Raw genomic sequence first — 25,003 nt, 5'->3', positions numbered from 1 at the left:
TTCAATAGAGGCCGTAGGGAAAATAGCGCAAATAGATTTCCTGAAGGCGGCCGTTGCGCGACAGCGCGGCAAGCGCATGATCGATGGCCGAAGTCAGCACGCTGTCCTTCTGCCGCAGCATGATCGTCATGCCCTCGCCGAGGAAATGCTCGGAGAGATAGGGGCCATCAAACAGCGCGCAGCATTTGTCCGAGGCCGGCGAAGAGACCCAGAAGGAAAGCTGCAGCGCATCAGCGAAGGCGGCATCGACCTTGCCGTCCTTGAGGGCGGCAAGCAGGGCGTCCTTGGTGTCGAAGGTCTGGGCCTTCAGCGCCGGGAAAAAGGCAGCGAGCATCGCCTCGTGCACCGTCCCCTTGACGACACCGACCGGGCGCCCGGCAAGAGCGGCCGCCGTCTTGCCCTCAACCGGTACCGAAAGCTTGCGCACGAAACGCGCCGGCAGCATCAGATAGGGCCGGGAGAAGACGAACTGCCGGCGCAGCTCCGGGGTCACTGCAAGGCCGGCGATGACGGCATCGCCCTGCGAGGCGGCAAGCGCATCCTTGAGGTCGGCGAAAGGAATCGCCTGGATCTGGCACTTGTCGGATATTTCCAGCTCGCTGCAGATTTCGCGGGCGAGATCGACGTTGAAACCGGAAAGCTTGCCGTTCTGATCGGTGAAATTGAAGGGGGGGAAATCGACCGAGGTTAAAAAGCGCAGGCGAACCAGCGAGGATAGATCGGGTCTGGCAAGACGCTCGCGCGCATCAAAGAGCAGCGGCAGCGAGGGCGCTGCCTGCTGGGCGGGGGCGGCAAGGCTTGAGACGAGCAATAGCCCGAACGCAAAAAACCCCTTCAGCGTCAGGGATGCCAGCTTGGATTCGGTCATCGTGATCCAGTCTCGGGTTGCGGGGTTGGAGTGATGTAACAGAGTCACGCCCGGTGGGGAATATACGTGTATCCGACGCCGGAACGACCGCCTTCCCATTAGAGGCCGCTACGGGTCACCTCAGGATCAGGCTCTCTGGGGTTGCGGCGTAAAGCTCGTTCCTCAAAATTACGGGCATTCTCCATACCGACGTTAGGGCGGAATTAAAGAATAGTGCCCCTTATTCGTGGCGACGTTATCGGACCCGCCGGCCGATCGCATGATGCAGGCGTCAGCGCTCTGTTTGTAACAATTGATTTCAAAGCGCCGGTGCGGCACGCCCGGCCAACCGGGTAACATTTCCATGCTGAAGCATCTGAAAATCCGCACGAAAATCATGTCGGTCGTGGCGCTCATGGGGCTGATCACCATGGCCGGGCTGATCTATATCATCGCCGATTTTCGCCGTGCGGACGCCGCTTACAGCGCCTTCATCGATCATGAGGCGCTGGCCTCGACGCAGAGCGCACGCGCCAGCGCCTCGGTGGTGGCCTCGGTGCTGCAGGTCTCCATGCTGGCCGCGATGAAGCCCGATACGCCGGCTTTCGAGACGGCGCTCGCCACGCCGAGCAAGCTGCCGCAGGCGCGCGACCGGCTGAAACAGGCACTGGCGCTGGTGCCGAGCCGCAAGGCGGCGATCGACGAGCTGCAGGCAGGCATCGATGACATCGAAGCGCTGGCGAACAAGATCATCGAACAGAGCAAAGCCAAGGATAGCGCCGGCGCGCTTGCCAATGTTGCGCTGATCAATGCCAAGCTCGATGCACTGACGCCGAAGATGATCGCCAATAATGATGCGATGATGGCGCTGCTCAACGACGGCGGCGACGCGCTCTCGGCTTCCGTTAATGGCCGGATCACCTTCTGTCTTCTCCTGATCGGCATTGCCGTTCTCGCCGCGATCGGCATCAGCGTCGCTGTCGCACAGTCGGGCATTGCTGGCCCGATGGCGCAGCTGCGGCTGCGCATGGCGCGCCTTGCAGAGGGCGACACCGACAGCGAGATCGGCGGCCTCGACCGCGGCGATGAAATCGGCCAGATGGCCAAGGCCGTTTCGATCTTCCGCAACAACGCCATCGAGCGCCGCCAGATCGAGGCCCGCGCCGAGGCCGAGCGCAGCGTCAGCGACGGCGAGCGCCGCGAACGCGAGGCGCAGAAGACGCGCGAGGCATCCGAACTCGAACGCGCCGTCACGGCCCTCGGCGACGGCCTGCGCCGCCTTGCCGCCGGCGATCTCGCCTCGCATATCGACGAGCCTTTCGTCGCCCATCTCGACGCGCTGCGCCAGGATTTCAACCACTCGGTCGAGAAGCTCAACGAGACGCTGCAGGCGGTCGGCGCCAATGCGCGGGCAATCGGCGCCGGCGCCAACGAGATCCGGTCTTCCGCAGACGAGCTTTCCCGGCGGACGGAACAGCAGTCGGCCTCGGTCGAACAAACCGCAGCGGCACTGGAAGAAATCACCACGACGGTGCGCGACGCCGCCAGACGCGCCGAGGAGGCAAGCCAGCTCGTCACCCGCACGCGCCTCGGCGCCGAAAAATCCGGCGAGGTCGTCCGCAAGGCAGTCTCCGCGATGCAGCAGATCGAACAGTCCTCGGTCGCGATCGGCAACATCATCGGCGTCATCGACGACATCGCCTTCCAGACCAATCTGCTGGCGCTCAATGCCGGTGTCGAGGCGGCGCGTGCCGGTGAGGCCGGCAAGGGCTTTGCGGTGGTGGCGCAGGAGGTGCGCGAACTGGCGCAGCGCTCCGCCAAGGCGGCCAAGGAAATCAAGGACCTGATCACCAATTCCGGCACGCATGTGCAGACCGGTGTGTCGCTGGTCGGCGAAACCGGCAAGGCGCTCGGTGTGATCGTCACCGAAGTGCAGGAAATCAACCAGCACGTCAATGCGATTGCCGAAGCCTCGCGCGAACAGTCGATCGGGCTGCAGGAGATCAACACCGCCGTCAACACCATGGACCAGGGCACGCAGCAGAATGCGGCGATGGTCGAGCAGTCGACCGCCGCCAGCCACAGCCTCGCCACGGAGGCGACGGCGCTCAACACTCTGCTCGGGCAGTTCCGGCTGACCGGCACCGGCAGCTTCGCCGCCGCCGCCCCGATCACCTCGGCCCGGCCCGCCGCAGCCCCGCGTGCGCCCGCGCGCCCGGTGGCCAAGGCTGCCGCGATCCGCGTCGCCCGGGAAGGCACCGCCCGCCCGACCGCCTCGCCGGCCCGTGCCCTCGGCCAGACCCTCGCCAACGCCTTCGGCGGCGGCAGCACGCCGAAAAGCCAGGAGGCGGACTGGACGGAGTTCTGAAGCACGGCTGTGCGGTTCGCGCCCTATGATTTGCCCCTCACCCTCGAGGAGGACTTGCTTGCGAGCGGTGCTCGAGGAACTGAGGGGCAGCCACAAGTCTCTTCTCCCCTCGGGGAGAAGGTGCCGGCAGGCGGATGAGGGGGCTACCCGGACTTCCCTCTCGTAAAGGTCTATCCAACCACGCCGACCGCAGCGCCCTGTACAAAGACCGGCTTCGCCGGCCCCCTCATCCGCCCTACGGGCACCTTCTCCCCGCCGGGGAGAAGAGGGAATCGCGAGGTTGCGGCTATTCCTCGGCCCCGCGTTTACCGGACTCCCGCTCACTCTAACCCGGCCGCCAACCAACCTCGACGAGGATATTGCCCGGTGCCGTGCAATAAAAGAGCCAGCCGCCGCGCATGGCGGCCGGCGGGCCGGAGAGGATAGCGCCGGCGGCAGCAAGCCCGGCATGGACGGCATCGACGTCAGTCCTTTCGGGCAGGATGAAGCCGATATGATAGGTCTGGCGCTGCAGTTCGACCTGGTCGGCGGTGCCGAACTTGGCGATGGCGTGGCTCAAGACGATCTCGAGGCCGGCGTCATCCTCCAGGATCGCCAGGCCGTTGTTGCCGCGCATATCCTTCAGCTTCAGGCCGAAATGGCGGATGAAGAAATCCGCCGTCTCGGCGATATCGGGTACGTGAAAATCGAGATGATTCAGGCGCATTGACAGCCTCCGTTCAAAAAAATCCCGGGACTGCCGTTTGTCATCTCCGCACGCCGCCGGGATCCCGCATGTGCATGCGGATCACGTCGCGGGTTCTCGAGCCCTGGGGCACGGAGCAGAGCTTCGTCAGAGCGCTTTGACGCTCCGACGGAAGGGACCGGGCTTACCTCAACCGATCCTGCCTTTTTCGACGAAGCCGATCTAGCAGGCGGCTTCGGTTTCGGCAATAGATGCGTTGCCACACGCCTGGTGGAGCGAGATTTTCGCCCTAATCTCAATAGCTAGCAGCCGACCGCTCGATCCGGCGTCCCCGGCGACGCTTCGCGAAGGATTGAAGAGCGGCATGGGCATTTGTGTGGTGCGCGCTCTTCGCCAAGGCGTAGAGTAATGTCATTCACGGAGGGATGGATATGAAACCTGCAATCATTGGCCTCGTCGGCACACTCGTTCTCGCGGGATGCAGCGCCGTCAGCTACAACGGACCGGGCCTCGAACCCATCCCCGGAAGCATCACCTACAATGGTCAACCGCGCAGCAAGCTCACCAAATCGCCTGCTGGTTCGGCCTTTCCGCATGATTTCATCGACCAGTACGGCCGGCAGGTGGAAGAAACCTACATCATCCAGCCCGACAGAAGCCTGATCATCGCGCATCGGCGATACAAGCCGATCCGGTTCTTTGGAGATTAGGTCTGAGGTGGGATGGCCTTGCCGGAGGTCGAGCGCTCAATTGCGGCCTTGGTTCAAGAGATAGATGACGTCGGCGACCCCGCGGGAACCCTGATGATACCGTTGAAATCGACGACGTCTGAAAGCTCAAGCGAAATTCAGGAGGCGCTTCGTTTGCCGAAGCCGAATGTCTTTCGCAGGCTGCTGTCGACTGCGCTTGCCGGCATGAACCTGCGTAGCCGGCTGAGCAGCGTTGCTTGGCCGCCGGCCGGTTGGCGCATTCGGTATGGACCGTTGATTGCGGCCAGGATTTTCTCTGCGACTGCAAGCGCAGACGGCGCGGTTTTGATCTGGGCCTGTACCGCCTTGATGGTCGCATCGGCCTGTGTTGCGTAAGCACCCAGGGGTGCTGCGGTTTGTGCCGCGTTTACGTCGAGCTTGGTGTTCGTGAAGGTCGGTTCAAGCAGCACCACGCGCACGTTGAACTCGCGAATCTCATGGTCCAGCGACTCCGACAGTCCTTCGAGCGCATGCTTGCTGCTGGCATATATTCCCATGAACGGTGCGGGCAGGAAGCCCAGGACCGAACTGATATTGATGATGAGCCCGCTCCGGGCGGCGCGCATGGAGGGCAAAGCAGCGCGGATCATGCGCAAAGGCCCGAAAACGTTGGTATCGAATACCGCTTGAGCTTCGGAGGGCGACGTGTTTTCGACAGGCCCGACCAGCGAAACGCCGGCATTGTTGATCAGGATGTCGATCTTGCCCGCTTCGGACAAAACCCATTCAACAAAATTGGCGACCGAGGCGTCATCGGTCACATCGACAGTCCCATAGCGCACACCGGGAATGGCATTGGCGCGCTGCGGGTTACGGACGCCTCCAAAGACCTGGAAGCCGTTTTGCGCAAGTAGGCGGGGCTGACGCTTCGCCGATCCCTGAGGATGCTCCGGTGATGACGACAACTCTATTTTTGGACATGCATGCTCCTCGGTTCGGCGCGAATGGTGATTACGTGCTTCATAGAAGGGTCGGAACCTTTCAGCCTTGTTGCCAAGGACAGCTTCTCAGAACCTGGCAAGCGCGTAAGATTTCGATCGACATCTATTCTTGTTTTAGATGTCATTCGAAATATAAAATCAAGCGCTTTTTGCATCACGGCGTTTTTTTCGATGATCGCGCCTTCAACCGCGTGGAGGGCATGGCGCTGCGTCCATCCGTGCTGTCAGACCGCCCCTAGCTTTGTCGGAGAGAAAAAGGTCGCAGCGCTGAATTAGGCGGTTATCGCTTTCGGGGATTTGTCGCGGTCCGACGCGCCGAGCGCCTTCATGATGAAGCGGATTTGCGCATGGAGGCTGACTGCGGTGGCCTCTCCCTCCTGAACGCGCTGCTCGACCAGAACCGGATGGAAGAACGGCAGGAAGGCGGTGATGATGCCGCGCGCGGCTTCGTCGGCGTCTTCGACCTTGAACTCGCCGGTTTGCACACCCTCGCGGACAAGCGCTTTGAGGATTGCCAGGATCTGCTCATTATGTGCGTTGAAGGTTGCCCAACTTCCATCCATGGCGGCGACAAGCAGCTCGTGCATTGGTCTGTCCTCCACCAATATTCTCGTGCTGTGCCGGTGAATGGCGGTCAAAAGATCAACCAGCTTTTTGCTCGCCGGCTGATCCGTTCGCGCAATCGCGAGAGCGATTTCCGCAACCTCCTTGACCACCAGTCCGCAGACGGAACTGTTGATCGCCGTCCTCGAGGGAAAGAAGCGATAAACATTCGCACGGCTCATTCCGAGCTCCGCGGCGATGTCGGCGACCGACGTCTTATGATAGCCGATCCGCCGAAAATACCTTTCCGCCACCTCGAGAATTCGCGTCCGCGCCTCAAGGTCCCTTCCGGCTTCGCAAAAATCATCGCCGCCGCCGGAGAACATCACTCGGCGGCCATCGCCGTCGGCAACTCCACCTCCTTCGGTGATGTTTCGTGACTTTCTTTTTTCGTCGGTTTGATGCGGAACCATGTGGCGTAGAGAGCCGGAAGGAAGAGCAGGATCATCACCGTGCCGACCGCCGTTCCACCGATCAGCGTGTAGGCCATCGACCCCCAGAACACCGAGTGGGTGAGAGGAATGAAGGCAAGGACGGCCGCAAGGGCCGTCAGAATAACGGGACGCGTCCGCTGCACCGTCGCCTCGATGACGGCGTGATAATCGTCGAGACCGGCTGCCTTGTTCTCCTTGATCTGTTCCGTCAGGATCAGGGTATTGCGCATCAGGATTCCAGCCAATCCGATCAATCCGAGAATGGCGTTGAAGCCGAAGGGCTGATTGAAGAGCAGCAGGACCGGAACCGCCCCGGCAAGACCGAGCGGCCCCGTCAGCATGACCATGGTCATCGTCGACAGGCTGCGGACCTGCAGCACGATAACGATCAACATGGCGGCAATCATCGCCGGGAAGATTTTGACGAGGGCGGCGTTGGCCTTGAGCGACTCCTCAATGTTCCCGCCCATCTCGATACGATAGCCCACAGGAAGCGTGGCGATCAGCGGCTGAAGCGCCTTCATGACCTGCTGGGACACCTCGGGGGGCTGGGTCGCCTCGTCGATATCGGAACGGATCGTGACAACAGGCGTGCGGTCGCGACGTTTCAGGATCGGTTCTTCAAACCGTATTTCGGAATGACCGATCTGATCGAGCGGGACCTGGCGACCATCCCGGCTCATCAGCGAGAAGTCCGCCAATCGCGAGGGATCAAGCCGGTTGTCGCCGGCACTGCGCGCAATGACAGGCACGTTGCGGATATTCTCGCGAACCTCGGTAATCGGGATCCCGCTCAGCAGCAGTTGCATCTGCTGGGCGGCCTCCGCCGGCGAAAGGCCGATCAGGCCCAGCCGTTCCTGGTCGGGAACGGTGTGCGGTTGCCCCAATCGCGGTTTGCCTGACGCACATCTGGCACGCTCTTCATGATTTCAAGGGCCTTTTCGGAGATCCGGTACAATTGGTCTGTATCAGGACCCATGATGCGGAATTCGACCGGAAACGGCGTATAGGGACCGAAGACGAGCTGGGTAACGCGGACATAGGCTTCGGGAGCGAGCCCATCCGAGATGGCCGCTCGCAGGCGAAGCTTCAAAGCCTCGCGTGTGTGAGCGTCAGGGGTCAGCACGACGATCTTGGCGAAGGACGGGTCCGGCAGCTCAGGCGCCATGGCAAAGAAGAAACGGGGAGCGCCCTGACCGGTATAGCTCGTGACTGTCTTTGCCTCCGGCTGCTGCTGCAGCCAGTCTTCGAGCTTCCCGACCGTGGCGGCCGTCGTCTCGATACTGGTCCCTTCAGGCATGCGGACTTCAACCAAAACCTCCGGACGATCCGACGTCGGGAAGAACTGCTGTTTCACCGCTCCCATTCCGACGACGGAGATCCCCATGGCGATGGCGACCACCGCACAAGTGACGAACTTGTGGCGCACGGTAAACTCGATCACCCGCCGCAGGCGCCGGTAATTCGGCGTGTCGTAGATGGCGTGATGGCCGCCTTCAACCGGCTTGATCGCCGGCAGCATCTTGACGCCGAGATAAGGCGTGAAGATCACCGCGACGACCCAGGATACGATCAGCGCAAAGCCGACGACCCAGAAGATATTGCCGGCATATTCGCCGGCGGTTGACCGGGCAAAGCCGACCGGCATCAATCCGATGATCGTCACGAGCGTGCCCGACAGCATCGGGGCCGCCGTATGGCTCCAGGCGTAAGCCGCCGCCTTGATGCGATCCATCCCCTCTTCCATCTTCACCACCATAACCTCGATGGCGATGATGGCGTCGTCGACCAAAAGGCCGAGCGCCAGGATCAGCGCACCAAGGGTGATGCGATCGAAGAACCGGCCGGTCTCCAGCATGATGAGGAAGACGACGGCAAGGGTGAGCGGAACGGCCAGAGCCACGACGATCCCGACCCGCCAACCAAGGCTGACGAGGCTGACGAACAAGACGACGCCGAGCGCCATGGCGAATTTCAGCATGAACTCGCCGACCGCTTCCTGGATATTGACGGCCTGGTCGCTGACCTTTGCGAGCGTCATGCCGAGCGGCAGGGTCTTGGCGATCGCGGCGGATCTTTCCTCCAGCGCCTTGCCGAGTTCAAGACCGTTCCAGCCCTGCTGCATCACCGCGCCGAGCATGATGGCGGGCTCGCCGTCATGGCGGATGAGATAGGTGGCCGGATCCTCATAGCCGCGCCGCACTTCGGCAAAATCCGAAAGTTTCAACGTGCGTCCGGCCGCGACGATCGGCGTGTCTGCGATCGCCTGAATGCTGTCATAGGCGCCATCGAAGCGAATGAAGACCTGCGGGCCGCGGGTGTCGATCGACCCCGCCGGCGTCACGGTGTTTCGCCGTTGCAAAGCGGCCGCGACGTCTTGCGCAGAAATGCCGAGGGTCGCCAGCTTGGCATAGGAAAATTCGACAAAGATCTGTTCGGGCCGCTCGCCGAGGATGTTGATCTTCTTGACGCCAGGCACATGCAGAAGATCCTGGCGGATCACCTCGGCCTGGCGCACAAGCTCGCGCATCGGCATGCCCTTGGCCTTCAGCGCATAAAGCCCGAAGCTGACATCGGAATACTCGTCGTTGACGAAAGGACCGAAGACGCCCTGGGGCAGATTGCGGGCCTCGTCGCCAAGCTTCTTTCGGGCCTGATAGAATTCCTCTTCGACCGCCGTGGACGGCGTACTGTCCTTCAGCGTCACAGTCAGAAAGGCGTATCCCGGCCGGGTTGTCGTCTCGACACGATCGTACCAGGTGAGTTCCTGGAGGCGCTTCTCCAGCGGCTCGGCGACCAGATCCTGCATCTCGCGCGCCGTGGCACCCGGCCACACGGTCGTCACGGTCAAGGTTTTGATGGTGAATGAGGGGTCCTCCGCGCGCCCAAGCTTGACGAAGGCATAGGCGCCGGCGGCGGCCAGCAGAATGATGAAGAACAGCGTAACGGCCCGTTCGCGGACGGCGAGCGCGGAGAGATTGAAGTTCATTGTTTTGCCGCCTCTGCCTGTTCTACCTTGGTGCGCACGCTGGCGCCGTCCTGCAGCAGATGGGCGCCGAGAGCGACGACCGGCTCGCCTGCTTTGACGCTGGAAACCACCGCGACCTCCTCGCCTATCTGTTCTATGTTCACCTGCCTGAAGTGGACGGTCGAAGATTTCTCATCGAAGACCCACACGCCGGTTCGGCTGCCGTCGTCCAAAACCGCGCCGACAGGCACCGCGGCCTGCGATTGGCCGCTGCTGTTGGAGATCCTGATCGTCACCGTCGCGCCCAGCGGGGCCGACGCTGCCGCACCATCCAGAACCCAGCGGGCTTCATAGGTGCGGGTTTGAGGGTCGGCGGCGTCGGAGATCTGCCGCAGCCGCGCCTTGTCCCGCCGGCCTTCATTTCCGTAGATGCTGGCATCGGCTGTCTGACCGATCTCAGGCCGCAGGAATTCAGGAAGCCAGACCAGCGCTTCACGCGGACCGGCCTGTGCGAGCCGAACCACGGTTTGGCCTGCCGTCACCACCTGCCCCGGCTCGCCGAGCGTTTCGACAACCGTCCCATCGGTATCGGCAACGAGGATGGAATAGGCAGTCTCGTTCTCCGCGACCTTCGCGTCCGCTTCTGCCGCGGCAAGCTGCGCGGTCGCGGTGTCGAGGGCTGCCTTTGCCTGTTCATAGCGCTGCGGCGTCGCCGCCAATCCGTTTTTCACCAAGGCGGCATAGCGCCGCTCGTCGGCTTGCGCCTGGACCAGCACTGCTTGGGCTGCGGCGACCGCGTTTCGTTTCGCCGTCAATGCGAGACGCAGATCGGTCTCGTCGATGCGCATCAGCGGCTGGCCAGCCTTGACCTGCACGCCAACGTCCACATAACGCTGCATGATCTTGCCGGGCACACGAAAGCCGAGATTGCTCTGCACCCGGGCGGCGATGGTGCCGGTGAAGGTGCGTTCGGTGGCCTCCGGGTTTTTTGCCTCCACCAGCTTGACGAAGGGCGGTGCCGTGCGGGGATCGGCGGCTTTTGCACTGGCCGTGGAGGGCTCCTCGAAAAGCACGAAAGCGGTGGCGCCGGCAGCAGCCACAAGACCGAAAGCGGCGAGTAAAATTTTGCGATTCATCTCATTAACCCTTATTGACCGGCCCAGCGGATCATTTAGATTGCGACCTAACTCTAAAAGGAGTATAGATGTCAAACGAAATCTAATTGGAGATCGAAATGAGAGTCAGTCGTGCCCAGGCCGAGGCCAACCGCGAAACAGTGATCAACGTCGCAAGCCGGCTCTTCCGGGAGCATGGTTTCGACGGCATCGGGCTGAAAGATCTGATGAAAGGTGCCGGCCTCACCCAAGGCGGATTTTACAAGCAGTTCCAATCGAAAGACGATCTCGCAGCGCTGGCATCCGGGCGAGCGATGGAGAGTGCAATTCGCCGGTGGTCGAGGGTTGCCGCCGGAAGCGCCGATCCCTTCGGCGCGGTTGTCGGCATGTATCTCTCAACCGGGCACCAGGAAGAGAAGGGCGATGGTTGCCCCCTGGCCGCGCTCGGTTCCGACGCGGCGCGTCAGAGCGAGGAGGTGCGGGCTCCATTTCAGAACGGCATCGAAGCTCACCTTCAGGTTCTCGACGAATTGATCCCGGCATCGGATCGCGCGAAACCTTATGACAAAGCCATGGTCGTGCTGTCCCTGATGGTGGGCGCCGTAACCATCTCTCGCATCATGACCGATCAGGCCATGTCGGAGCGACTGCTGGATGCCGCCGCCGATGCGGTCAAGCGCATCGCGGGCGACACGGACGAAGAATGAGATTTCGGTTGTGATGAGGAGCTGGAGCGGGTGAAGGGAATCGAACCCTCGTATTCAGCTTGGGAAGCTGCTGCTCTACCATTGAGCTACACCCGCGATGGGTTGAGATTTCCAACAGATGGGGGCCGCTGTCAAGTCGGCTGAGCGCAGCCCGTCAGATGCGGAAGTGTTTCGAGAGTTTGAGGCCCTGGGCCTGGTAGTTGGAGCCGAGGCCGGAGCCGTAGAGGCTTGCCGGTTTTTCCTGCATGTGTTCGTAGATCAGGCGGCCGACGATCTGGCCGTCTTCGAGGATGAACGGCACTTCGTGGCTGCGCACTTCGAGCACGGCGCGGCTGCCGCGGCCGCCCGCCGGCGCATGGCCGAAGCCCGGATCGAAGAAGCCGGCGTAGTGGACGCGGAATTCGCCGACCAGCGGATCGAACGGGGTCATCTCGGCGGCATAATCCGGTGGCACATGCACGGCCTCGCGCGAGACGAGGATATAGAATTCATCGGGATCGAGGATCAGCTCGTTGCGGCCGCGGCTATAGAGCGGCTCCCAGAAATCGAAGATGTCGTGCTGATCCTTCTCGTCGACATCGACGACGGCGGTGTGGTGCTTGCCGCGATAGCCGATCAGGCCGTCCTTGTCGCCGCTGAGATCAATCGAAAGCGCGATGCCGCCGCCCGATACGTTCGGCTGCTTGCTGGCGACAAGCGTCTCGCTTTCATGCAGTTTCAACAGTTCCGGCTCGCCGAGCAGGGACTGGCCGACGCGGAAGCGGATCTGCGACAGACGCGAGCCACGGCGCACGACGATCGGGAAGGTGCGCGGGCTGATTTCGAGATAGAGCGGGCCGGAATAGCCCGCCGGGATCTTGTCGAACTCCTGGGCGTAATCGGTGATGACGCGGGTGAAGATATCGAGACGGCCGGTCGAGCTCTTCGGATTGGCCGAGGCCGACATGTCGGCCGGCAGCGCCAAGCTCTCCATCAGCGGCACGATGTAGACGCAGCCGGTTTCGAGCACCGCGCCTTGAGACAGGTCGATCACGTGCAGACTGAGGCGATCGAGCTTGTCCGACACCAGATGCGAAGGCCCCGGCATGAAGGAGGCGCGAACGCGAAAGGCCTTGGACCCCAAGCGCAGGTCGAGGCTTGCCGGCTGGATCTGATCGCGGTCCAGCTCCCGCTCGGAGTTAAGACGCCCCGTTTCAAACAGCGCTGCGATCGCGCGGTCCGCCAGAATTCCAGTATCGCGAGCCATCATGCCCCATCCATCTTTTGCGCCGACAAAACCAAATACGGGGAATTGACGCAAGCAGCTAACAGCAGTATTGCAGAATTATCCCGTGGTGATTTGGCCGGTCGGCTTGCAGCCACGTTAAACAAGTGGCTAAAAAGACCGGGTTATGAAACCGGTCTGCTTTTGCGGCCGGTTTTTTTGTTATGTGAAGGTGATGGCATGAGCAAGACCTGGCGCCCCGCAACCCAACTCGTCCATGGCGGCACGCTGCGTTCGCAATATGGCGAAACGTCCGAGGCAATCTATCTCACGCAGGGCTTCGTCTACGAGACGTCGGAGGCCGCCGAGGCCCGCTTCAAGGGCGAGACGGACGGATATATCTACGCCCGCTACGGCAGCCCCACGAACGACATGTTCGAAAAGCGCATGTGCATGCTCGAAGGCGCCGAAGATGCCCGCGCCACCGCCTCCGGCATGGCGGCCGTCAGCGCGGCGATCCTCTGCCAGGTCAAGGCGGGCGACCATATCGTTGCCGCGCGCGCCCTCTTCGGCTCCTGCCGCTGGGTCGTAGAAACCTTGGCGCCGAAATACGGCATCGAATGCACGCTGGTCGATGGCCGCGACCTCAAGAACTGGGAAGAGGCAATCCGGCCGAACACCAAGGTGTTCTTCCTGGAAAGCCCGACCAACCCGACGCTCGAGGTCGTCGATATTGCCGGCGTGGCAAAACTCGCCAACCAGGTCGGCGCCAAGGTCGTGGTCGACAACGTCTTTGCCACGCCGCTCTTCCAGAAGCCGCTGGAACTCGGCGCCCATATCGTCGTCTATTCCGCCACCAAACATATCGACGGCCAGGGCCGCTGCCTCGGCGGCGTCGTGCTGGCCGACAAGGCCTGGATCGACGAGAACCTGCACGACTATTTCCGCCATACCGGCCCGGCCATGTCGCCGTTCAACGCCTGGACGCTTCTGAAGGGCATCGAGACGCTGCCGCTGCGCGTCAAACAGCAGACGCAGAATGCCGCGAAGATCGCCGATTTCCTGGCCGAGCAGAACAAGGTCGCCAAGGTGATCTATCCCGGCCGCAAGGACCATCCGCAGGCCGACATCATCGCCAAGCAGATGAAGGGCGGCTCGACGCTTGTCGCCTTCGAGCTGAAGGGCGGCAAGGAGGCGGCCTTCGCGCTGCAGAATGCGCTCGATATCATCAAGATCTCCAATAATCTCGGCGACAGCAAAAGCCTGATCACCCATCCGGCGACGACGACCCACAAGAACCTGACGGAAGAGGCGCGCGCCGAACTCGGCATCTCGCCGGGCACCGTTCGTCTTTCGGCCGGCATCGAGGATACGGACGACCTGATCGAGGATTTCGCCAAGGCGCTTGCCAAGGTTTCGGCCTGATCGACAGCATTGGCGGCCGAGCCTCCGGGTTCGGCCGTCCCGGCCGCGGGATCGGTGCGCCGGCGCTGACCAAGTAAAATTAATACTGACAATTAGGCTTAACGATCGAAAACCATGCGATCACGGCTGTTTCATCGCCGATCAACGTTCCGTTTCTTGACGGACAGGGCCTTCTTATAAGATACGGGTAACATATCTTGACTAAGGTGCAAGGCATGTATCGCGCCCTCACAAGAGATATCGAAGTCGTCGTCGAACCATTCTATCTGGAGGAGCAATCCGATCCGGAAGACGATCGCTACGTCTGGGGTTACCGGATTGTCATCAGCAACAATTCCGGCGTCGCCGTTCGCCTCATCAACCGCTACTGGAACATCACCGACCAGAACGGCCAGGTGGACGAGGTGACCGGCCCCGGCGTCGTCGGCGAACAGCCGCGGCTCAGCCCCGGCGACACCTACGAATATTCCTCCGGCTGCCCGCTCGACACGCCCTCCGGGCTGATGTTCGGCCATTATCAGATGGAAACCGACGAAGGCGAGCTGTTCGACGTCGACATCCCCGCCTTCTCGCTGGATTCACCGGGGCTGCTGCGCGTGCTCAATTGAGCGCGCAATCCGGAAATCCAGCGCTCAGTTGATGCCGACATCGGCCCCTCATCCGCCTGCCGGCACCTTCTCCCCGCCTGCGGGGAGAAGGGAAGAGGCCGCGACCTCCCCGTCCCTCGCCAACGTCTCACAGGGCACGTCCCCTCTACCCGTCAGAACGGGGAGAGGGTTAGGGTGAGGGGCAGCTATCGAGGCGCCAACCGAGCCTATTCGGCCGGCTGAAGTTCGGCCGGCTCGAAACGGTAGGTGGTCGAGCAGAATTCGCAGGTCACGGCGATCTCGCCGTTTTCCTGGCTCTCCTCGATCTCCTCGGCCGAAAAGCCCTTCAGCACGCCCTTGATCTTGTCGCGCGAACAGCTGCAGCGGTCGAAGACGGCGCGCGGTTCGTAGACGCGCACGCCGCGCTCGTGGAACAGCCGGAACAAGAGCCGCTCGGTGCCGACAAGTGGGTCGGTCAACTCGTCGGCATCGATGGTCTCGACCAGCGAACGGGCTTCGACCCAGGCGTCGTCCTCGCCATGCGGGCGGTCGCCATTATCGCCGTCGCCGCCGTGGAGATCCGGGTGGCGCATGCGCTCGGGCGCCTCCGGCAGGAACTGGGCGACGAGGCCGCCGGCCCGCCAGCGATGGCGCGGCTTGCCGGCATCGTCACGGTCGAAGAGCTCTGCAGCAGCCAGGCGCACGCGCGTCGGGATCTGCTCCGACTGACGGAAATAGACACCGGCGATTTCCTCGAGCGAGGTGCCATCGAGCGCGACAATGCCCTGGTAGGGCTGCGCGAACTTGCCCTGGTCGATGGTGAAGGCGAGCACCCCCTTGCCGAGCAGCTGTTCCGGCTCGGTCTCGCCCGCTTCAACCGCCTTGTTGAGCAGCGCTTGATCGAAACGGGCATAGGCACGCACATTTTCCGGCGTCGAGAAATCGGCGACGAGAAGATCGACCGGGCCATCGCCCTTGGTCTGCACGGTGAACTTGCCGTCGAATTTCAGCGAGGTGCCGAGCAGCACCGTCAGCACGACGACTTCGGCAAGCAGCCGAGCGACGGGGGCGGGATAATGATGGCGCTCGAGGATCGCATCGAGCATCGGGCCGAGCTGGACGGCGCGGCCGCGCACATCCAGACCCTCCACCTGGAAAGGGACGACATGGTCATCGCCGGCGAAATCGAACTGGCCGAGGGCGGCTGCAGCTTCTGCCATGGCTTTCACTCCTAGTTTTCAAGCGAAGAGCAAGGGTGCCCTTCGCTCGCGCGGCCGCGCGTTTTCACACGCGGCGTCCGATTATGGTTCAGATCGCGCCCAGGCACCAAGCAAGAATCGACTTCTGCGCATGAAGACGGTTTTCCGCTTCATCGAAGACCACGGATTGCGGGCCGTCGATCACCTCATCCGTCACTTCTTCGCCGCGATGGGCGGGCAGGCAATGCATGAACAATGCATCGCTGCCGGCCTTGGCCATCAAGGCCGCATTGACCTGATAAGGCTGAAAGACGTTGTGACCCCGGGCCCGATGTTCCTGATTCATGGAGACCCAGGTATCGGTCACCACGCAATCGACGCCTTCGACCGCACGGTCGGCATCATGGCAGAGCATGATTTCGGCGCCCTCATTGCGGGCCCAGTTCAGATAGTGATCCTTGGGCTCCGAACCAAGGGGTACGGCCATGTTCATGCGATAGCCGAAACGCGCGGCCCCCTCCACCAGCGAATGCAGCACATTGTTGCCGTCGCCTGTCCAGGCGATGGTCTTGCCCTTGATCGGGCCACGATGCTCCTCGAAGGTCATGATGTCGGCCATGATCTGGCAGGGATGGGTATCGTCCGTCAGCGCGTTGATCACGGGCACGGTCGCATGCTCGGCAAGCTCCAGCAGGCGCGAGTGCTCGGTGGTGCGGATCATGATCGCATCGACATAACGCGACAGCACCTTGGCGGTGTCGCCGATGGTCTCGGCGCGGCCGAGCTGCATTTCGGTGCCTGACAAAAACAGCGTTTCGCCGCCGAGCTGGCGCATGCCGACGTCGAAGGAGACGCGGGTGCGCGTCGACGGCTTCTCGAATATCATCGCCAGCATCTTGCCGGCGAGCGGCTTGTCACCCTGGCCTGCCTTGAAGGCCTGCTTGCGGGAAAGCGCATCGTTCATGATGGTTCTGAGGTCGGCTGAGGTGACGGCCGAAAGATCGAGGAAGTGTTTAGGAGCCATGTTCTTACCTGTCGTGCGCCCGGAGGCGGCAATCCCTTCAAGCCGTCTTCTTGACCTTAGAGGCGCGGATGCTCTCGGCGGCGCGCTCGAGGCGGGCGAGACCCTCGCGGGCTTCCTCGGCGGTGACGACGAGCGGCGGAAGAAGGCGGATGACATTGTCGCCGGCCGGCACGCCGAGCAGATGCGCGGCGCGGATCGCCTGCAGCAGCTCGGCCGAGGGGACGGCCGCCTTGACGCCGAGCAGCAGGCCCTCGCCCCTGATATCCTCGATCACATCGGGATAACGGTCCTTCAGCGAGGCCAGCCCCTGACGGAAGACCAAGGCGACGTCGCGCACATGTTCCAGGAAGCCGTCGGCGAGGATGACGTCGAGCACGGCGCCGCCGACGGCCATGGCCAGCGGATTGCCGCCATAGGTCGAACCATGGGTGCCGGCCTTCATGCCGGAGGCGGCCTCAGCAGTGGCAAGGCAGGCGCCGAGCGGGAAACCGCCGCCGATGCCCTTGGCGACAGCCATGATGTCGGGTGTGATGCCCGACCACTCATGGGCGAAGAGCTTGCCGGTGCGGCCAACCCCGGTCTGGACCTCGTCAAGGATCAGCAGCAGGCCTTTCTCGTCGCAGATCCGGCGCAGCGCCTTCATGAACTCAGCCGTGGCGGGGCGCACGCCGCCCTCGCCCTGCACCGGCTCTATGAGGATTGCCGCCGTCGCATCGGTGATCGCGGCACGTACCGCTTCGATGTCGCCGAACGGCACCTGATCGAAACCCGGCGTCTTGGGGCCGAAGCCTTCGAGATATTTCTCCTGGCCGCCGGCGGCGATCGTCGCAAGCGTGCGCCCATGGAAGGCGCCTTCGAAGGTGATGATATGGAACCGCTCGGGATGCCCCTTGGAAAACTGATAGCGGCGAGCCGTCTTGATCGCGCATTCGAGCGCCTCGGCACCGGAATTGGTGAAGAACACCTTGTCGGCAAAGGTGGCGTCCGTCAGCCGTTTGGCCAGGCGCTCCTGGCCGGGGATCTCATAGATGTTGGAGAGGTGCCAGACCTTGTCGGCCTGCTCCTTCAAGGCGGCGACCACATGCGGATTGCCGTGGCCGACCGAGGTGACGGCGACGCCTGCACCGAAATCGAGATAACGCTCGCCGCTTTCGGTGATCAGCCATACGCCCTCGCCTCGCTCGAACCGCAGTGGGGCACGAGAATAGGTGTCATAAAGCGGCGCGGCTTCAGCCATGGCGCGGGTCTCCCGGTCAGCGTTGTCAGGCTCCGGACTCCGGCTAAGAAAACCGGGCCCGAAAAATCAAAAATGCCGCCTTTCGGCGGCGATCGGTACTATTTCCTTTTCGCGCTGCAATGTCAACAAAACTGCGCCCTTAGCGGATGCAGCAAGCTTGTACAGCGGCATTTTCAGCCTTCAACAGGCATTATTGCAGAAATGACACGCAGGGGCAGCAAGTTGGGGAAAACTACGAATTCGATTCATCCGGATTCCCACGACTCTTGTCACGGAGTCAGCCTCACACTAGGTTAAAGTTCAATTACTAGACTGCATGCGGCGGAACTAGTCACCAAAATTGATCAAGCGTTTCTTGTTTCGGAGGCTTCCGGGACAACGGTGAGGGATTCTGCCATCACCAACGCAAAAGGTGGAGACAGGGCATGAACTGGACAGACGAGCGGGTCGAGAAACTCAAGAAGCTGTGGTCCGAAGGGCTGAGCGCCAGTCAGATCGCGGCACAACTTGGCGGCGTGAGCCGAAACGCCGTTATCGGCAAGGTGCACCGGCTGAGCCTTCCCGGCCGCGCCAAGGCCGGCGGCACGGCGACCGCAGCGCGCACGCCGAAGCGCCAGACATCTGCGCCGCGCGCGCCGAACTACGCCTCCCGGATCACCACCCGCACCGTGACCCGCCAGCAGGGCGCAACGATGCTGAAGGAAGAGATCGAGATCGAAACGATCGAGGAAATGGAATATGTTCCGAAGGGCAATGTGGTCGTGCCGATTTCCCGCCGCCTCGGCCTGACAGAACTGACCGAGCGCACCTGCAAATGGCCGGTCGGCGATCCGCTGAAGGACGACTTCCACTTCTGCGGCTGCGAATCCCCGGACAATTCACCCTATTGCAGCTATCACCAGAAGCTTGCCTATCAGCCGGTCAACGAGCGCCGCCGGGCGGCAGCGCGGGTCAGCTGAGCGGGCGACATTGTTGAGATGCAAAAACGGGCTGCAAGGCCCGTTTTTTTGTGTGTTGGGGCAAACGCTTTCGGGTTTTTGCTAGATTTGCTCGAAGTGGGACGCCCCGATCTTACGCTGTGGTGATGCGAACGCGGTGCTTGCGATTATGGGTCCTCGGATCAAGCCCGAGGACGACGGAGGGTGGGAGGAGCCTGTGTGGCAAGGACCGTAAGTGCTTGGTGATTTGTTTGCGTAATTCCCAATCAAAACCGCCCGCGCATTTTGCTGGATTTCCTCCCGACGCCTCGCCTCTTGCCCACCGTGCCCCCACTCTCCGTCATACTCGGGCTTGACCCGAGTATCCACAACCAAGCACTCTGCCGGAATGGCGGGCTATGTCTACATCGTTCACCAAACAGAAGAATGGAACGCTTTATATCGGCGTGACGTCCGATCTGGAACGCCGCATCTATGAGCATCGCGAGGGACTGACGCCGGGCTTGCCTGGAAATATGGCTGCACCCGGCTCGTCTGGTACGAGAACATTGGGATATCGGCAGTGCCGTCCAGCGCGAGAAGTCATTGAAACGGTGGTACCGGCAATGGAAGATCGATCTGGTCGAGGTCATGAATCCCGGGTGGGACGATCTCTATCTGACGCTGTTGTAACACGAACGCAGTGCTTGCGGCCATGGGTCCTCGGGTCAAGCCCGAGGACGACGGAGGTTGGGGGGCGGGACGGCAGGAATACCGCGGCGTCCGAAACCGGTCCTATGAGCCGCCGGAACCGGCTCAGTAAACCGACCCAAACCGCTCCCGGATTTTTCCTGAACCCTCAAGCTTCCATCGAATAGCCGGCGCCGCGGACGGTGCGGATGACGTCCTGCATGTTGGAGAAGTTCAAGGCCTTGCGCAGGCGGCCGACATGGACGTCGACGGTGCGTTCGTCGACATAGATATCGTGGCCCCAGACGCCGTCGAGCAGTTGCGAGCGGGAGAAGACGCGGCCCGGCGACGACATCAGGAATTCCAACAGGCGGAATTCGGTCGGGCCGAGGCGGACTTCGCGGCTCTTGCGATGGACGCGGTGGGTTTCGCGGTCGAGCTCGATATCGCCGCATTTCAGCACCGAGGACAGCACCTCCGGGCGGGCGCGGCGCAGCATCGCCTTGACGCGGGCGACGAGCTCGGGGGTCGAGAACGGCTTGACGACGTAATCGTCGGCGCCGGTGGACAGCCCGCGGACGCGCTCGCTCTCCTCGCCGCGCGCCGTCAGCATGATGATCGGCAGCCGTTCGGTTTCCGGCCGCATGCGCAGGCGCCGGCAGAGTTCGATACCGGAGACGCCGGGCAGCATCCAGTCGAGGATGAGAAGATCGGGCGTTCGCTCCTGAAGCCTGATTTCGGCCTCGTCGCCGCGCAGGATGGTATCGACTTCGAAGCCTTCCGCTTCGAGATTATAACGGAGAAGCACGCTGAGGGCCTCTTCGTCTTCAACAACTGCTACTCTCGGGATCATGCGTGTCCGTCTCCTCGCGCACGATCCTTAAACCGGGGGTGATTTAAGCAAGGGATCCCGCGCAAAATCAGAAATTGGCTGCGACCTCTTTGCGCGCCCGGACGGGCGCGCACGCAAGTGACTGGTCCGGGGACTGGCCCGGCACTATTATTCCGTAGCGGCACCGACGGTGTTGGCGCTGTCGTCCTTCGGACGGTCGCCTTCCGGCTGAGCGCCGGTCGCCATATAGTAGATCGTTTCAGCGATATTGGTGGCGTGATCGCCGATGCGCTCGATGTTCTTGGCGCAGAAGAGAAGATGCGTGCAGCTCGTGATGTTGCGCGGATCTTCCATCATATAGGTCAGGAGTTCGCGGAACAGCGAGGTGTACATCGCGTCGATCTCGTTGTCGCGTTCGCGGATGGCGGTCGCCTTGTCGGCCGCGCGCGTCGTATAGACGTCGAGCACTTCCTTGAGCTGGACGAGCGCCAGCTCGGACAGGTGTTCGAGGCCGCGGGCGAGCTTGCGCGGAACGCCGGTGCTCTGCACGGCGATGACGCGCTTGGCCGTGTTCTTGCCGAGGTCGCCGACACGTTCAAGATCGGCGGCGATGCGGATCGAACCCATGATTTCGCGCAGGTCCGAGGCCATCGGCTGACGACGGGCGATGGTGACGATCGCCTTGTCGCCGATTTCGCGTTCGGCGTGATCGAGGATCACATCGTCGGAGATGACCTTCTGCGCCAGCGAAGTATCGCCGTTGACCAGCGCCCGAACGGATTCGGCGACCATCTGCTCGGCCAGGCCGCCCATTTCGGAAATCCGCCTGGACAGGAACTTCAGATCATCATCATAGGCAGAATAAATATGTGTCGATGCCATGGGGCTTTGTCCTCGAATAACGGTAAGGCTTCGTATGGCCGCAATCAGCCGAAGCGACCCATGATGTAGTCCTGGGTGCGTGGATCGTCTGGATTGGTGAACATCTTGTCGGTGTCGTTCTCCTCGACCAGGATGCCGAGGTGGAACATGGCGGTGCGCTGCGAAACGCGCGCCGCCTGCTGCATGGAGTGGGTCACGATCACGATGCTATAATTCGTACGGAGTTCGTGGATGAGCTCCTCGACCTTAGCGGTGGCGATCGGGTCGAGCGCCGAGCAGGGCTCGTCCATCAGGATGACTTCGGGGCTGACCGCGACGGCGCGGGCAATGCAGAGACGCTGCTGCTGGCCGCCGGACAGCCCAGTTCCCGCCTCCTGAAGGCGATCCTTCACCTCGTTCCAGAGACCGGCCTTTTGGAGGCTGCTCTCGACGATCTGGTCCATGTCGGCTTTCGATTTTGCCAGCCCATGGATCTTCGGGCCGTAGGAGATGTTCTCATATATCGACTTCGGGAACGGGTTCGGCTTCTGGAAGACCATGCCGACTCGGGCGCGAAGTTCGACGACGTCGATATCAGGATCGTAGATATCGTTGTTGTCGAGCGTGATCAGTCCGGTGACGCGGCAGCCGTCAATCGTGTCGTTCATGCGGTTGAGGCTGCGCAGGAAGGTGGACTTGCCGCAGCCCGACGGGCCGATCAGCGCAGTCACGGTGTTTTCGCGGACGTTGAGGTTGACGTCGAAAAGCGCGCGCTTCTCGCCGTAGTAAACCGACACGTCCTTGCCGACCATCTTGTAATTGACGTCGTTCATCTTCTTGTCGACTGCCTGTTCAATTGCTGCTTCTGTCAACATGTTCATGGTTCCTGCTCCTTTACCAGCGGCGCTCGAAGCGCTGCCTGAGGAAAATGGCGATAGCGTTCATGATTACGAGGAAGCCGAGCAGAACCAGGATGGCAGCCGACGTTCTCGAGACGAAGCCGCGTTCAGGGCTGTCGGCCCAGATATAGATCTGGCTCGGCAGCGCGGTAGACGCGGAGAAGATTCCTTCCGGCGGGCTGGTGATGAAGGCGTTCATGCCGATCAGCAGCAGCGGGGCGGTCTCGCCGAGCGCACGCGCGAGCGAGATGATCGCGCCGGTCATGACGGTCGGCATTGCCAGCGACAGGACGTGGTGGAAGATCATTTCGTGCTTGGAGGCTCCGATCCCGAGCGCGGCCTCGCGGATCGAGGACGGGACTGCCTTCAGCGAAACGCGCGTCACGATAATCAGCGTCGGCAGTGTCATCAGCGCGAGCACGAGACCGCCGACGATCGGCGCCGAGCGCGGAAGGCCGAAGCCGTTCAGGAACACCGCCAGACCGAGGAGACCGAATACCACCGAAGGGACCGCCGCCAGGTTGTTGATGTTGATCTCGATGAGATCGGTCCATCGGTTCTTCGGCGCGAACTCCTCGAGATAGATTGCTGCCGCGATCCCGATCGGGAAGCTGATGGCAAAGCACACGAGAAGCGACCAGAAGGATCCGGAGATGGCGCCGGCAAGACCTGCGAGTTCCGGGAACCGGCTGTCGGCATTCAGGAAGAGGCCCCAGTTGAACGGCGTGGAGATGATCGCCTTCGAAACGAGCTGATCAAACATTCCGATCTGCTCGTCGCTGATGCGGCGCTGGTTTTCCGGCGTCTCGCGGCTGATCTCTCCTTTCGAGAACTGGTCGGCGGGGTCGGACAGCGGAATGACGAACGAGCTGGTTCCCTTCAGTCGCGACGGGTCCTTAACAACGGCGTCTCGAACCAGGAAGGGCGCGGACGACGTGAAGAGTTCGAAAAATTCCTTCTCCTGTCGACGTGGGAGCTCCCCGACCTGGCTCTTGAGGGCGTCTCTGACGATCTTGCGCCAATCGGCATTGCCGATGTCGTTTTGATCCACGCCCGCGCTGGACAGGTCGATGTTGACCGTGGCCACCGTCTGCGTGAACGCCTTGTACCCTGTAAAGACGAGGGAGCCGACGAGGAAGGCCAGGAAGCCGAGCGCGAAGACGATCGCGATCATGCCATAGGCCTGGAGACGGCGTTCGGCGGCATAGCGAGACTTGCGGCGGGCCTTCATCTGGTCGGAATGCCAGTTCACCCGCGTACCGATTGCGGCGGTGGTGTCCATCAGTATTTCTCCCGGTACTTGCGGACCGTCCGCAGCGCGATGAGGTTGAGGATCAGGGTGACGATGAACAGCACCAGTCCCAGAGCGAAAGCCGCGAGGGTCTTGGGGTTGTCGAATTCGGAGTCGCCGATCAGCAGCGTGACGATCTGAACCGTGACTGTCGTAACCGCGTCGAAGGGGTTTGCCGTGATCTTCGCGATCAGGCCCGCGGCCATGACGACGATCATCGTCTCGCCGACGGCGCGGCTGAGCGCCAGGAGGACGCCACCGATGATGCCGGGGAGAGCGGCGGGCAGAAGCACCTTGCGGATCGTCTCGCCCTTGGTCGCGCCAAGCGCAAGCGAACCGTCGCGCATGGCCCTTGGAACCGCCGAGAAGGCGTCGTCGGAAAGCGAGGAGATGAACGGAATGATCATCACGCCCATCACCAGGCCGGTTGCAAGCGCGCTGTTGGGCGACGATGGAATGCCGACAGCCTCGCCTATAGCACGGATTGCTGGCGCGACGGTCAGAACGGCGAAGAAACCATATACCACTGTCGGCACGCCCGCCAGGATTTCCAGCATCGGCTTGACGACGGCGCGGAACCGCGGGTGGGCATATTCAGCAAGGTAGATGGCCGAGAGAATGCCGGTCGGAACAGCGACCAGCATGGCAATCCCCGAGATAAGGAACGTGCCGTAGAGGACCGGCAGCACGCCGAACGCGCCCTGACCAGCGACCTGATCGGCGCGGATCGCGATCTGCGGCTCCCAGCGAAGACCGAAGATGAATTCGGTGACCGGAACCTTGGCGAAGAAATGCATGGCCTCGAAGACCAGCGAGCCGATGATGCCGAGGGTGATAATGATGGCGACCAGCGACGAGAACATCATGAAGATCGTAACAGCGGTCTCGACGCTGTGGCGGGCACGGTAGCGGGAGCTGACGACCTTCATCCCCAGGAACGCGCCAATCGCCGCGATGGCGAGCGTCACGGCGAAGAGCAGGTAGGCGGAGAACGCTTGGAGCGAACGCAGGTGTTCGGCGGCCGCCTGTACTTCGGGCGTCGGCTGGCGGAACAGGTTGCCGGCGGCGACCTGGCGGATCTCGCTGATCGTCAGGGACTTCGTCGCGGCATCCATCGCCTCGGAACCAGGGAAGGCGCCGATCACGAACTGGTCGATGATGCTGTTCTGGAACGCGAGCCAGAGGAGCAGAACGATGAAGGCCGGAATAGCCGTCCATATCGCCGCGTTGAGGCCGTGATATATCGGCCGTGAATGTGATTTCAGCGGCCCGGTCGTGGCGACGCCGCCTACGGCGCGTGCGCGATAGACGCCTGCCAATGCCGCGACGCATGCTGCTGCGGCTAGAATTGCGAATAGGTAACCCGACATCATCGCCCCCGTCGAACAGAAAAGGCCGCCCGCGTCATGCGGGCGGCCCA

The 25,003-nt window shown here is 62.1% G+C and carries 20 protein-coding genes, 1 tRNA gene, 3 pseudogenes and 1 riboswitch; of the genes and pseudogenes, 8 read left to right on the top strand and 16 right to left on the bottom strand.

The annotated features are described in order from the left end of the window. Position 1: 1 nt before the first annotated feature. The gene (locus EFR00_RS19260) at positions 2–868 is read right to left on the bottom strand and encodes a transporter substrate-binding domain-containing protein (RefSeq protein ID WP_009996105.1); all 867 of its coding nucleotides are present in this window, start codon (positions 866–868) and stop codon (positions 2–4) included. A gap of 343 nt (positions 869–1,211) precedes the next feature. On the opposite strand from EFR00_RS19260, the gene EFR00_RS19255 reads away from it, so the two are divergent. Continuing rightward, positions 1,212–3,215 (top strand): methyl-accepting chemotaxis protein, encoded by a 2,004-nt coding sequence (locus EFR00_RS19255; protein ID WP_077992659.1) that lies wholly within the window; start codon positions 1,212–1,214, stop codon positions 3,213–3,215. 325 nt (positions 3,216–3,540) lie between these two features. Here the strand turns inward: EFR00_RS19255 and EFR00_RS19250 are convergent, their stop codons facing one another. Beyond that, a complete protein-coding gene (locus EFR00_RS19250; RefSeq protein ID WP_009994901.1) occupies positions 3,541–3,921 on the bottom strand; it encodes a VOC family protein in 381 nt (126 codons plus the stop codon). 410 nt (positions 3,922–4,331) lie between these two features. Here EFR00_RS19250 and EFR00_RS19245 point away from each other — a divergent pair, with 410 nt between their 5' ends. After that, positions 4,332–4,610: a hypothetical protein gene (locus EFR00_RS19245; protein WP_009994903.1), complete on the top strand. Its 279-nt coding sequence runs from the start codon at positions 4,332–4,334 to the stop codon at positions 4,608–4,610. A gap of 137 nt (positions 4,611–4,747) precedes the next feature. Here the strand turns inward: EFR00_RS19245 and EFR00_RS19240 are convergent. After that, positions 4,748–5,570 (bottom strand): annotated as a pseudogene (locus tag EFR00_RS19240) (oxidoreductase). Between EFR00_RS19240 and EFR00_RS33080 the strand changes: the two are divergent. Continuing rightward, entirely contained in the window at positions 5,545–5,829 is a 285-nt protein-coding gene (locus tag EFR00_RS33080) for a hypothetical protein (RefSeq protein WP_167482298.1), read from the top strand. The pseudogene EFR00_RS19240 and the gene EFR00_RS33080 sit on opposite strands and share 26 nt — an antisense overlap. Positions 5,830–5,862: 33 nt before the next feature. Here EFR00_RS33080 and EFR00_RS19235 read toward each other — a convergent pair whose 3' ends face one another. The 3 genes and pseudogenes from EFR00_RS19235 to EFR00_RS19225 all read right to left on the bottom strand — a co-directional run bounded on the left by EFR00_RS19235 (position 5,863) and on the right by EFR00_RS19225 (position 10,731). Continuing rightward, on the bottom strand, positions 5,863–6,519 hold the full coding sequence (locus EFR00_RS19235) for a TetR/AcrR family transcriptional regulator (protein WP_077992660.1): 657 nt from the start codon (positions 6,517–6,519) through the stop codon (positions 5,863–5,865). After that, positions 6,519–9,616: pseudogene (locus EFR00_RS19230) on the bottom strand (efflux RND transporter permease subunit). The gene EFR00_RS19235 and the pseudogene EFR00_RS19230 overlap by 1 nt, the downstream one beginning before the upstream one ends. After that, positions 9,613–10,731 carry an efflux RND transporter periplasmic adaptor subunit gene (locus EFR00_RS19225; protein ID WP_077992661.1) on the bottom strand — a complete coding sequence of 373 codons (1,119 nt, stop codon included), beginning with the start codon at positions 10,729–10,731 and terminating at the stop codon, positions 9,613–9,615. Before EFR00_RS19225 ends, EFR00_RS19230 begins: the two are co-directional and overlap by 4 nt. A 98-nt stretch (positions 10,732–10,829) precedes the next feature. On the opposite strand from EFR00_RS19225, the gene EFR00_RS19220 reads away from it, so the two are divergent. Continuing rightward, positions 10,830–11,417, top strand: coding sequence for a TetR/AcrR family transcriptional regulator (locus EFR00_RS19220; RefSeq protein WP_039617748.1), 588 nt, complete (start codon positions 10,830–10,832; stop codon positions 11,415–11,417). A gap of 22 nt (positions 11,418–11,439) precedes the next feature. On the opposite strand, the gene EFR00_RS19215 is transcribed toward EFR00_RS19220, so the two are convergent. Both EFR00_RS19215 and EFR00_RS19210 read right to left on the bottom strand, forming a co-directional pair. Continuing rightward, positions 11,440–11,513: transfer RNA gene (locus EFR00_RS19215), tRNA-Gly, on the bottom strand. 58 nt (positions 11,514–11,571) lie between these two features. After that, positions 11,572–12,666 (bottom strand): 2'-deoxycytidine 5'-triphosphate deaminase, encoded by a 1,095-nt coding sequence (locus EFR00_RS19210; RefSeq protein ID WP_038686715.1) that lies wholly within the window; start codon positions 12,664–12,666, stop codon positions 11,572–11,574. 72 nt (positions 12,667–12,738) lie between these two features. Beyond that, positions 12,739–12,817: riboswitch (SAM riboswitch) on the top strand. Between the two features lie 44 nt (positions 12,818–12,861). On the opposite strand from EFR00_RS19210, the gene EFR00_RS19205 reads away from it, so the two are divergent. Together EFR00_RS19205 and apaG are read left to right on the top strand one after the other, a co-directional pair. After that, entirely contained in the window at positions 12,862–14,046 is a 1,185-nt protein-coding gene (locus EFR00_RS19205) for an O-succinylhomoserine sulfhydrylase (RefSeq protein ID WP_077992663.1), read from the top strand. 215 nt (positions 14,047–14,261) lie between these two features. After that, positions 14,262–14,654, top strand: coding sequence for a Co2+/Mg2+ efflux protein ApaG (gene apaG / locus EFR00_RS19200; protein ID WP_009988717.1), 393 nt, complete (start codon positions 14,262–14,264; stop codon positions 14,652–14,654). Positions 14,655–14,860: 206 nt separating this feature from the next. On the opposite strand, the gene EFR00_RS19190 is transcribed toward apaG, so the two are convergent. From EFR00_RS19190 to EFR00_RS19180, 3 genes are all read right to left on the bottom strand, one after another. Then, complete coding sequence (locus tag EFR00_RS19190) at positions 14,861–15,853, bottom strand: Hsp33 family molecular chaperone (RefSeq protein ID WP_077992664.1); 993 nt, start codon at positions 15,851–15,853, stop codon at positions 14,861–14,863. 88 nt (positions 15,854–15,941) lie between these two features. Then, a complete protein-coding gene (gene argF, locus EFR00_RS19185) occupies positions 15,942–16,856 on the bottom strand; it encodes an ornithine carbamoyltransferase (protein ID WP_039617741.1) in 915 nt (304 codons plus the stop codon). A gap of 37 nt (positions 16,857–16,893) precedes the next feature. Continuing rightward, a complete protein-coding gene (locus EFR00_RS19180) occupies positions 16,894–18,093 on the bottom strand; it encodes an aspartate aminotransferase family protein (RefSeq protein ID WP_077992666.1) in 1,200 nt (399 codons plus the stop codon). Positions 18,094–18,518: 425 nt separating this feature from the next. Between EFR00_RS19180 and EFR00_RS19175 the strand changes: the two genes are divergently transcribed. Next, a complete protein-coding gene (locus EFR00_RS19175) occupies positions 18,519–19,052 on the top strand; it encodes a GcrA family cell cycle regulator (protein WP_038686705.1) in 534 nt (177 codons plus the stop codon). 367 nt (positions 19,053–19,419) lie between these two features. Next, a pseudogene (locus tag EFR00_RS19170) lies at positions 19,420–19,703 on the top strand (GIY-YIG nuclease family protein). 166 nt (positions 19,704–19,869) lie between these two features. On the opposite strand, the gene phoB reads toward EFR00_RS19170, so the two are convergent. The 5 genes from phoB to pstC form a co-directional block, all read right to left on the bottom strand. Further along, a complete protein-coding gene (gene phoB, locus EFR00_RS19165) occupies positions 19,870–20,553 on the bottom strand; it encodes a phosphate regulon transcriptional regulator PhoB (protein ID WP_004672768.1) in 684 nt (227 codons plus the stop codon). A gap of 147 nt (positions 20,554–20,700) precedes the next feature. Further along, positions 20,701–21,414: a phosphate signaling complex protein PhoU gene (gene phoU / locus EFR00_RS19160; RefSeq protein ID WP_038686703.1), complete on the bottom strand. Its 714-nt coding sequence runs from the start codon at positions 21,412–21,414 to the stop codon at positions 20,701–20,703. Between the two features lie 44 nt (positions 21,415–21,458). Then, positions 21,459–22,274: a phosphate ABC transporter ATP-binding protein PstB gene (gene pstB / locus EFR00_RS19155; protein ID WP_009989242.1), complete on the bottom strand. Its 816-nt coding sequence runs from the start codon at positions 22,272–22,274 to the stop codon at positions 21,459–21,461. A 13-nt stretch (positions 22,275–22,287) separates the two neighbouring features. Beyond that, a complete protein-coding gene (gene pstA / locus EFR00_RS19150; RefSeq protein ID WP_038686700.1) occupies positions 22,288–23,574 on the bottom strand; it encodes a phosphate ABC transporter permease PstA in 1,287 nt (428 codons plus the stop codon). Further along, complete coding sequence (pstC, locus tag EFR00_RS19145) at positions 23,574–24,953, bottom strand: phosphate ABC transporter permease subunit PstC (protein ID WP_089152788.1); 1,380 nt, start codon at positions 24,951–24,953, stop codon at positions 23,574–23,576. Before pstC ends, pstA begins: the two co-directional genes overlap by 1 nt. Positions 24,954–25,003 lie beyond the last annotated feature (50 nt).

The sequence above is a fragment of the Rhizobium sophoriradicis genome (genome assembly GCF_003939025.1).
Classification (GTDB): Bacteria; Pseudomonadota; Alphaproteobacteria; order Rhizobiales; family Rhizobiaceae; genus Rhizobium; species Rhizobium sophoriradicis.
Note: the sequence above shows the minus strand (reverse complement) of the source record. Positions and strands in the feature narration are given on the sequence as shown.

What these genes read in the sequence shown, in the direction of transcription:
- EFR00_RS19260 (WP_009996105.1), bottom strand. Translation starts at nt 868, where the DNA reads ATGACCGAATCCAAGCTGGCATCCCTGACGCTGAAGGGGTTTTTTGCG.
- EFR00_RS19255 (WP_077992659.1), top strand. Translation starts at nt 1,212, where the DNA reads ATGCTGAAGCATCTGAAAATCCGCACGAAAATCATGTCGGTCGTGGCG.
- EFR00_RS19250 (WP_009994901.1), bottom strand. Translation starts at nt 3,921, where the DNA reads ATGCGCCTGAATCATCTCGATTTTCACGTACCCGATATCGCCGAGACG.
- EFR00_RS19245 (WP_009994903.1), top strand. Translation starts at nt 4,332, where the DNA reads ATGAAACCTGCAATCATTGGCCTCGTCGGCACACTCGTTCTCGCGGGA.
- EFR00_RS33080 (WP_167482298.1), top strand. Translation starts at nt 5,545, where the DNA reads ATGACGACAACTCTATTTTTGGACATGCATGCTCCTCGGTTCGGCGCG.
- EFR00_RS19235 (WP_077992660.1), bottom strand. Translation starts at nt 6,519, where the DNA reads ATGTTCTCCGGCGGCGGCGATGATTTTTGCGAAGCCGGAAGGGACCTT.
- EFR00_RS19225 (WP_077992661.1), bottom strand. Translation starts at nt 10,731, where the DNA reads ATGAATCGCAAAATTTTACTCGCCGCTTTCGGTCTTGTGGCTGCTGCC.
- EFR00_RS19220 (WP_039617748.1), top strand. Translation starts at nt 10,830, where the DNA reads ATGAGAGTCAGTCGTGCCCAGGCCGAGGCCAACCGCGAAACAGTGATC.
- EFR00_RS19210 (WP_038686715.1), bottom strand. Translation starts at nt 12,666, where the DNA reads ATGATGGCTCGCGATACTGGAATTCTGGCGGACCGCGCGATCGCAGCG.
- EFR00_RS19205 (WP_077992663.1), top strand. Translation starts at nt 12,862, where the DNA reads ATGAGCAAGACCTGGCGCCCCGCAACCCAACTCGTCCATGGCGGCACG.
- apaG (WP_009988717.1), top strand. Translation starts at nt 14,262, where the DNA reads ATGTATCGCGCCCTCACAAGAGATATCGAAGTCGTCGTCGAACCATTC.
- EFR00_RS19190 (WP_077992664.1), bottom strand. Translation starts at nt 15,853, where the DNA reads ATGGCAGAAGCTGCAGCCGCCCTCGGCCAGTTCGATTTCGCCGGCGAT.
- argF (WP_039617741.1), bottom strand. Translation starts at nt 16,856, where the DNA reads ATGGCTCCTAAACACTTCCTCGATCTTTCGGCCGTCACCTCAGCCGAC.
- EFR00_RS19180 (WP_077992666.1), bottom strand. Translation starts at nt 18,093, where the DNA reads ATGGCTGAAGCCGCGCCGCTTTATGACACCTATTCTCGTGCCCCACTG.
- EFR00_RS19175 (WP_038686705.1), top strand. Translation starts at nt 18,519, where the DNA reads ATGAACTGGACAGACGAGCGGGTCGAGAAACTCAAGAAGCTGTGGTCC.
- phoB (WP_004672768.1), bottom strand. Translation starts at nt 20,553, where the DNA reads ATGATCCCGAGAGTAGCAGTTGTTGAAGACGAAGAGGCCCTCAGCGTG.
- phoU (WP_038686703.1), bottom strand. Translation starts at nt 21,414, where the DNA reads ATGGCATCGACACATATTTATTCTGCCTATGATGATGATCTGAAGTTC.
- pstB (WP_009989242.1), bottom strand. Translation starts at nt 22,274, where the DNA reads ATGAACATGTTGACAGAAGCAGCAATTGAACAGGCAGTCGACAAGAAG.
- pstA (WP_038686700.1), bottom strand. Translation starts at nt 23,574, where the DNA reads ATGGACACCACCGCCGCAATCGGTACGCGGGTGAACTGGCATTCCGAC.
- pstC (WP_089152788.1), bottom strand. Translation starts at nt 24,953, where the DNA reads ATGTCGGGTTACCTATTCGCAATTCTAGCCGCAGCAGCATGCGTCGCG.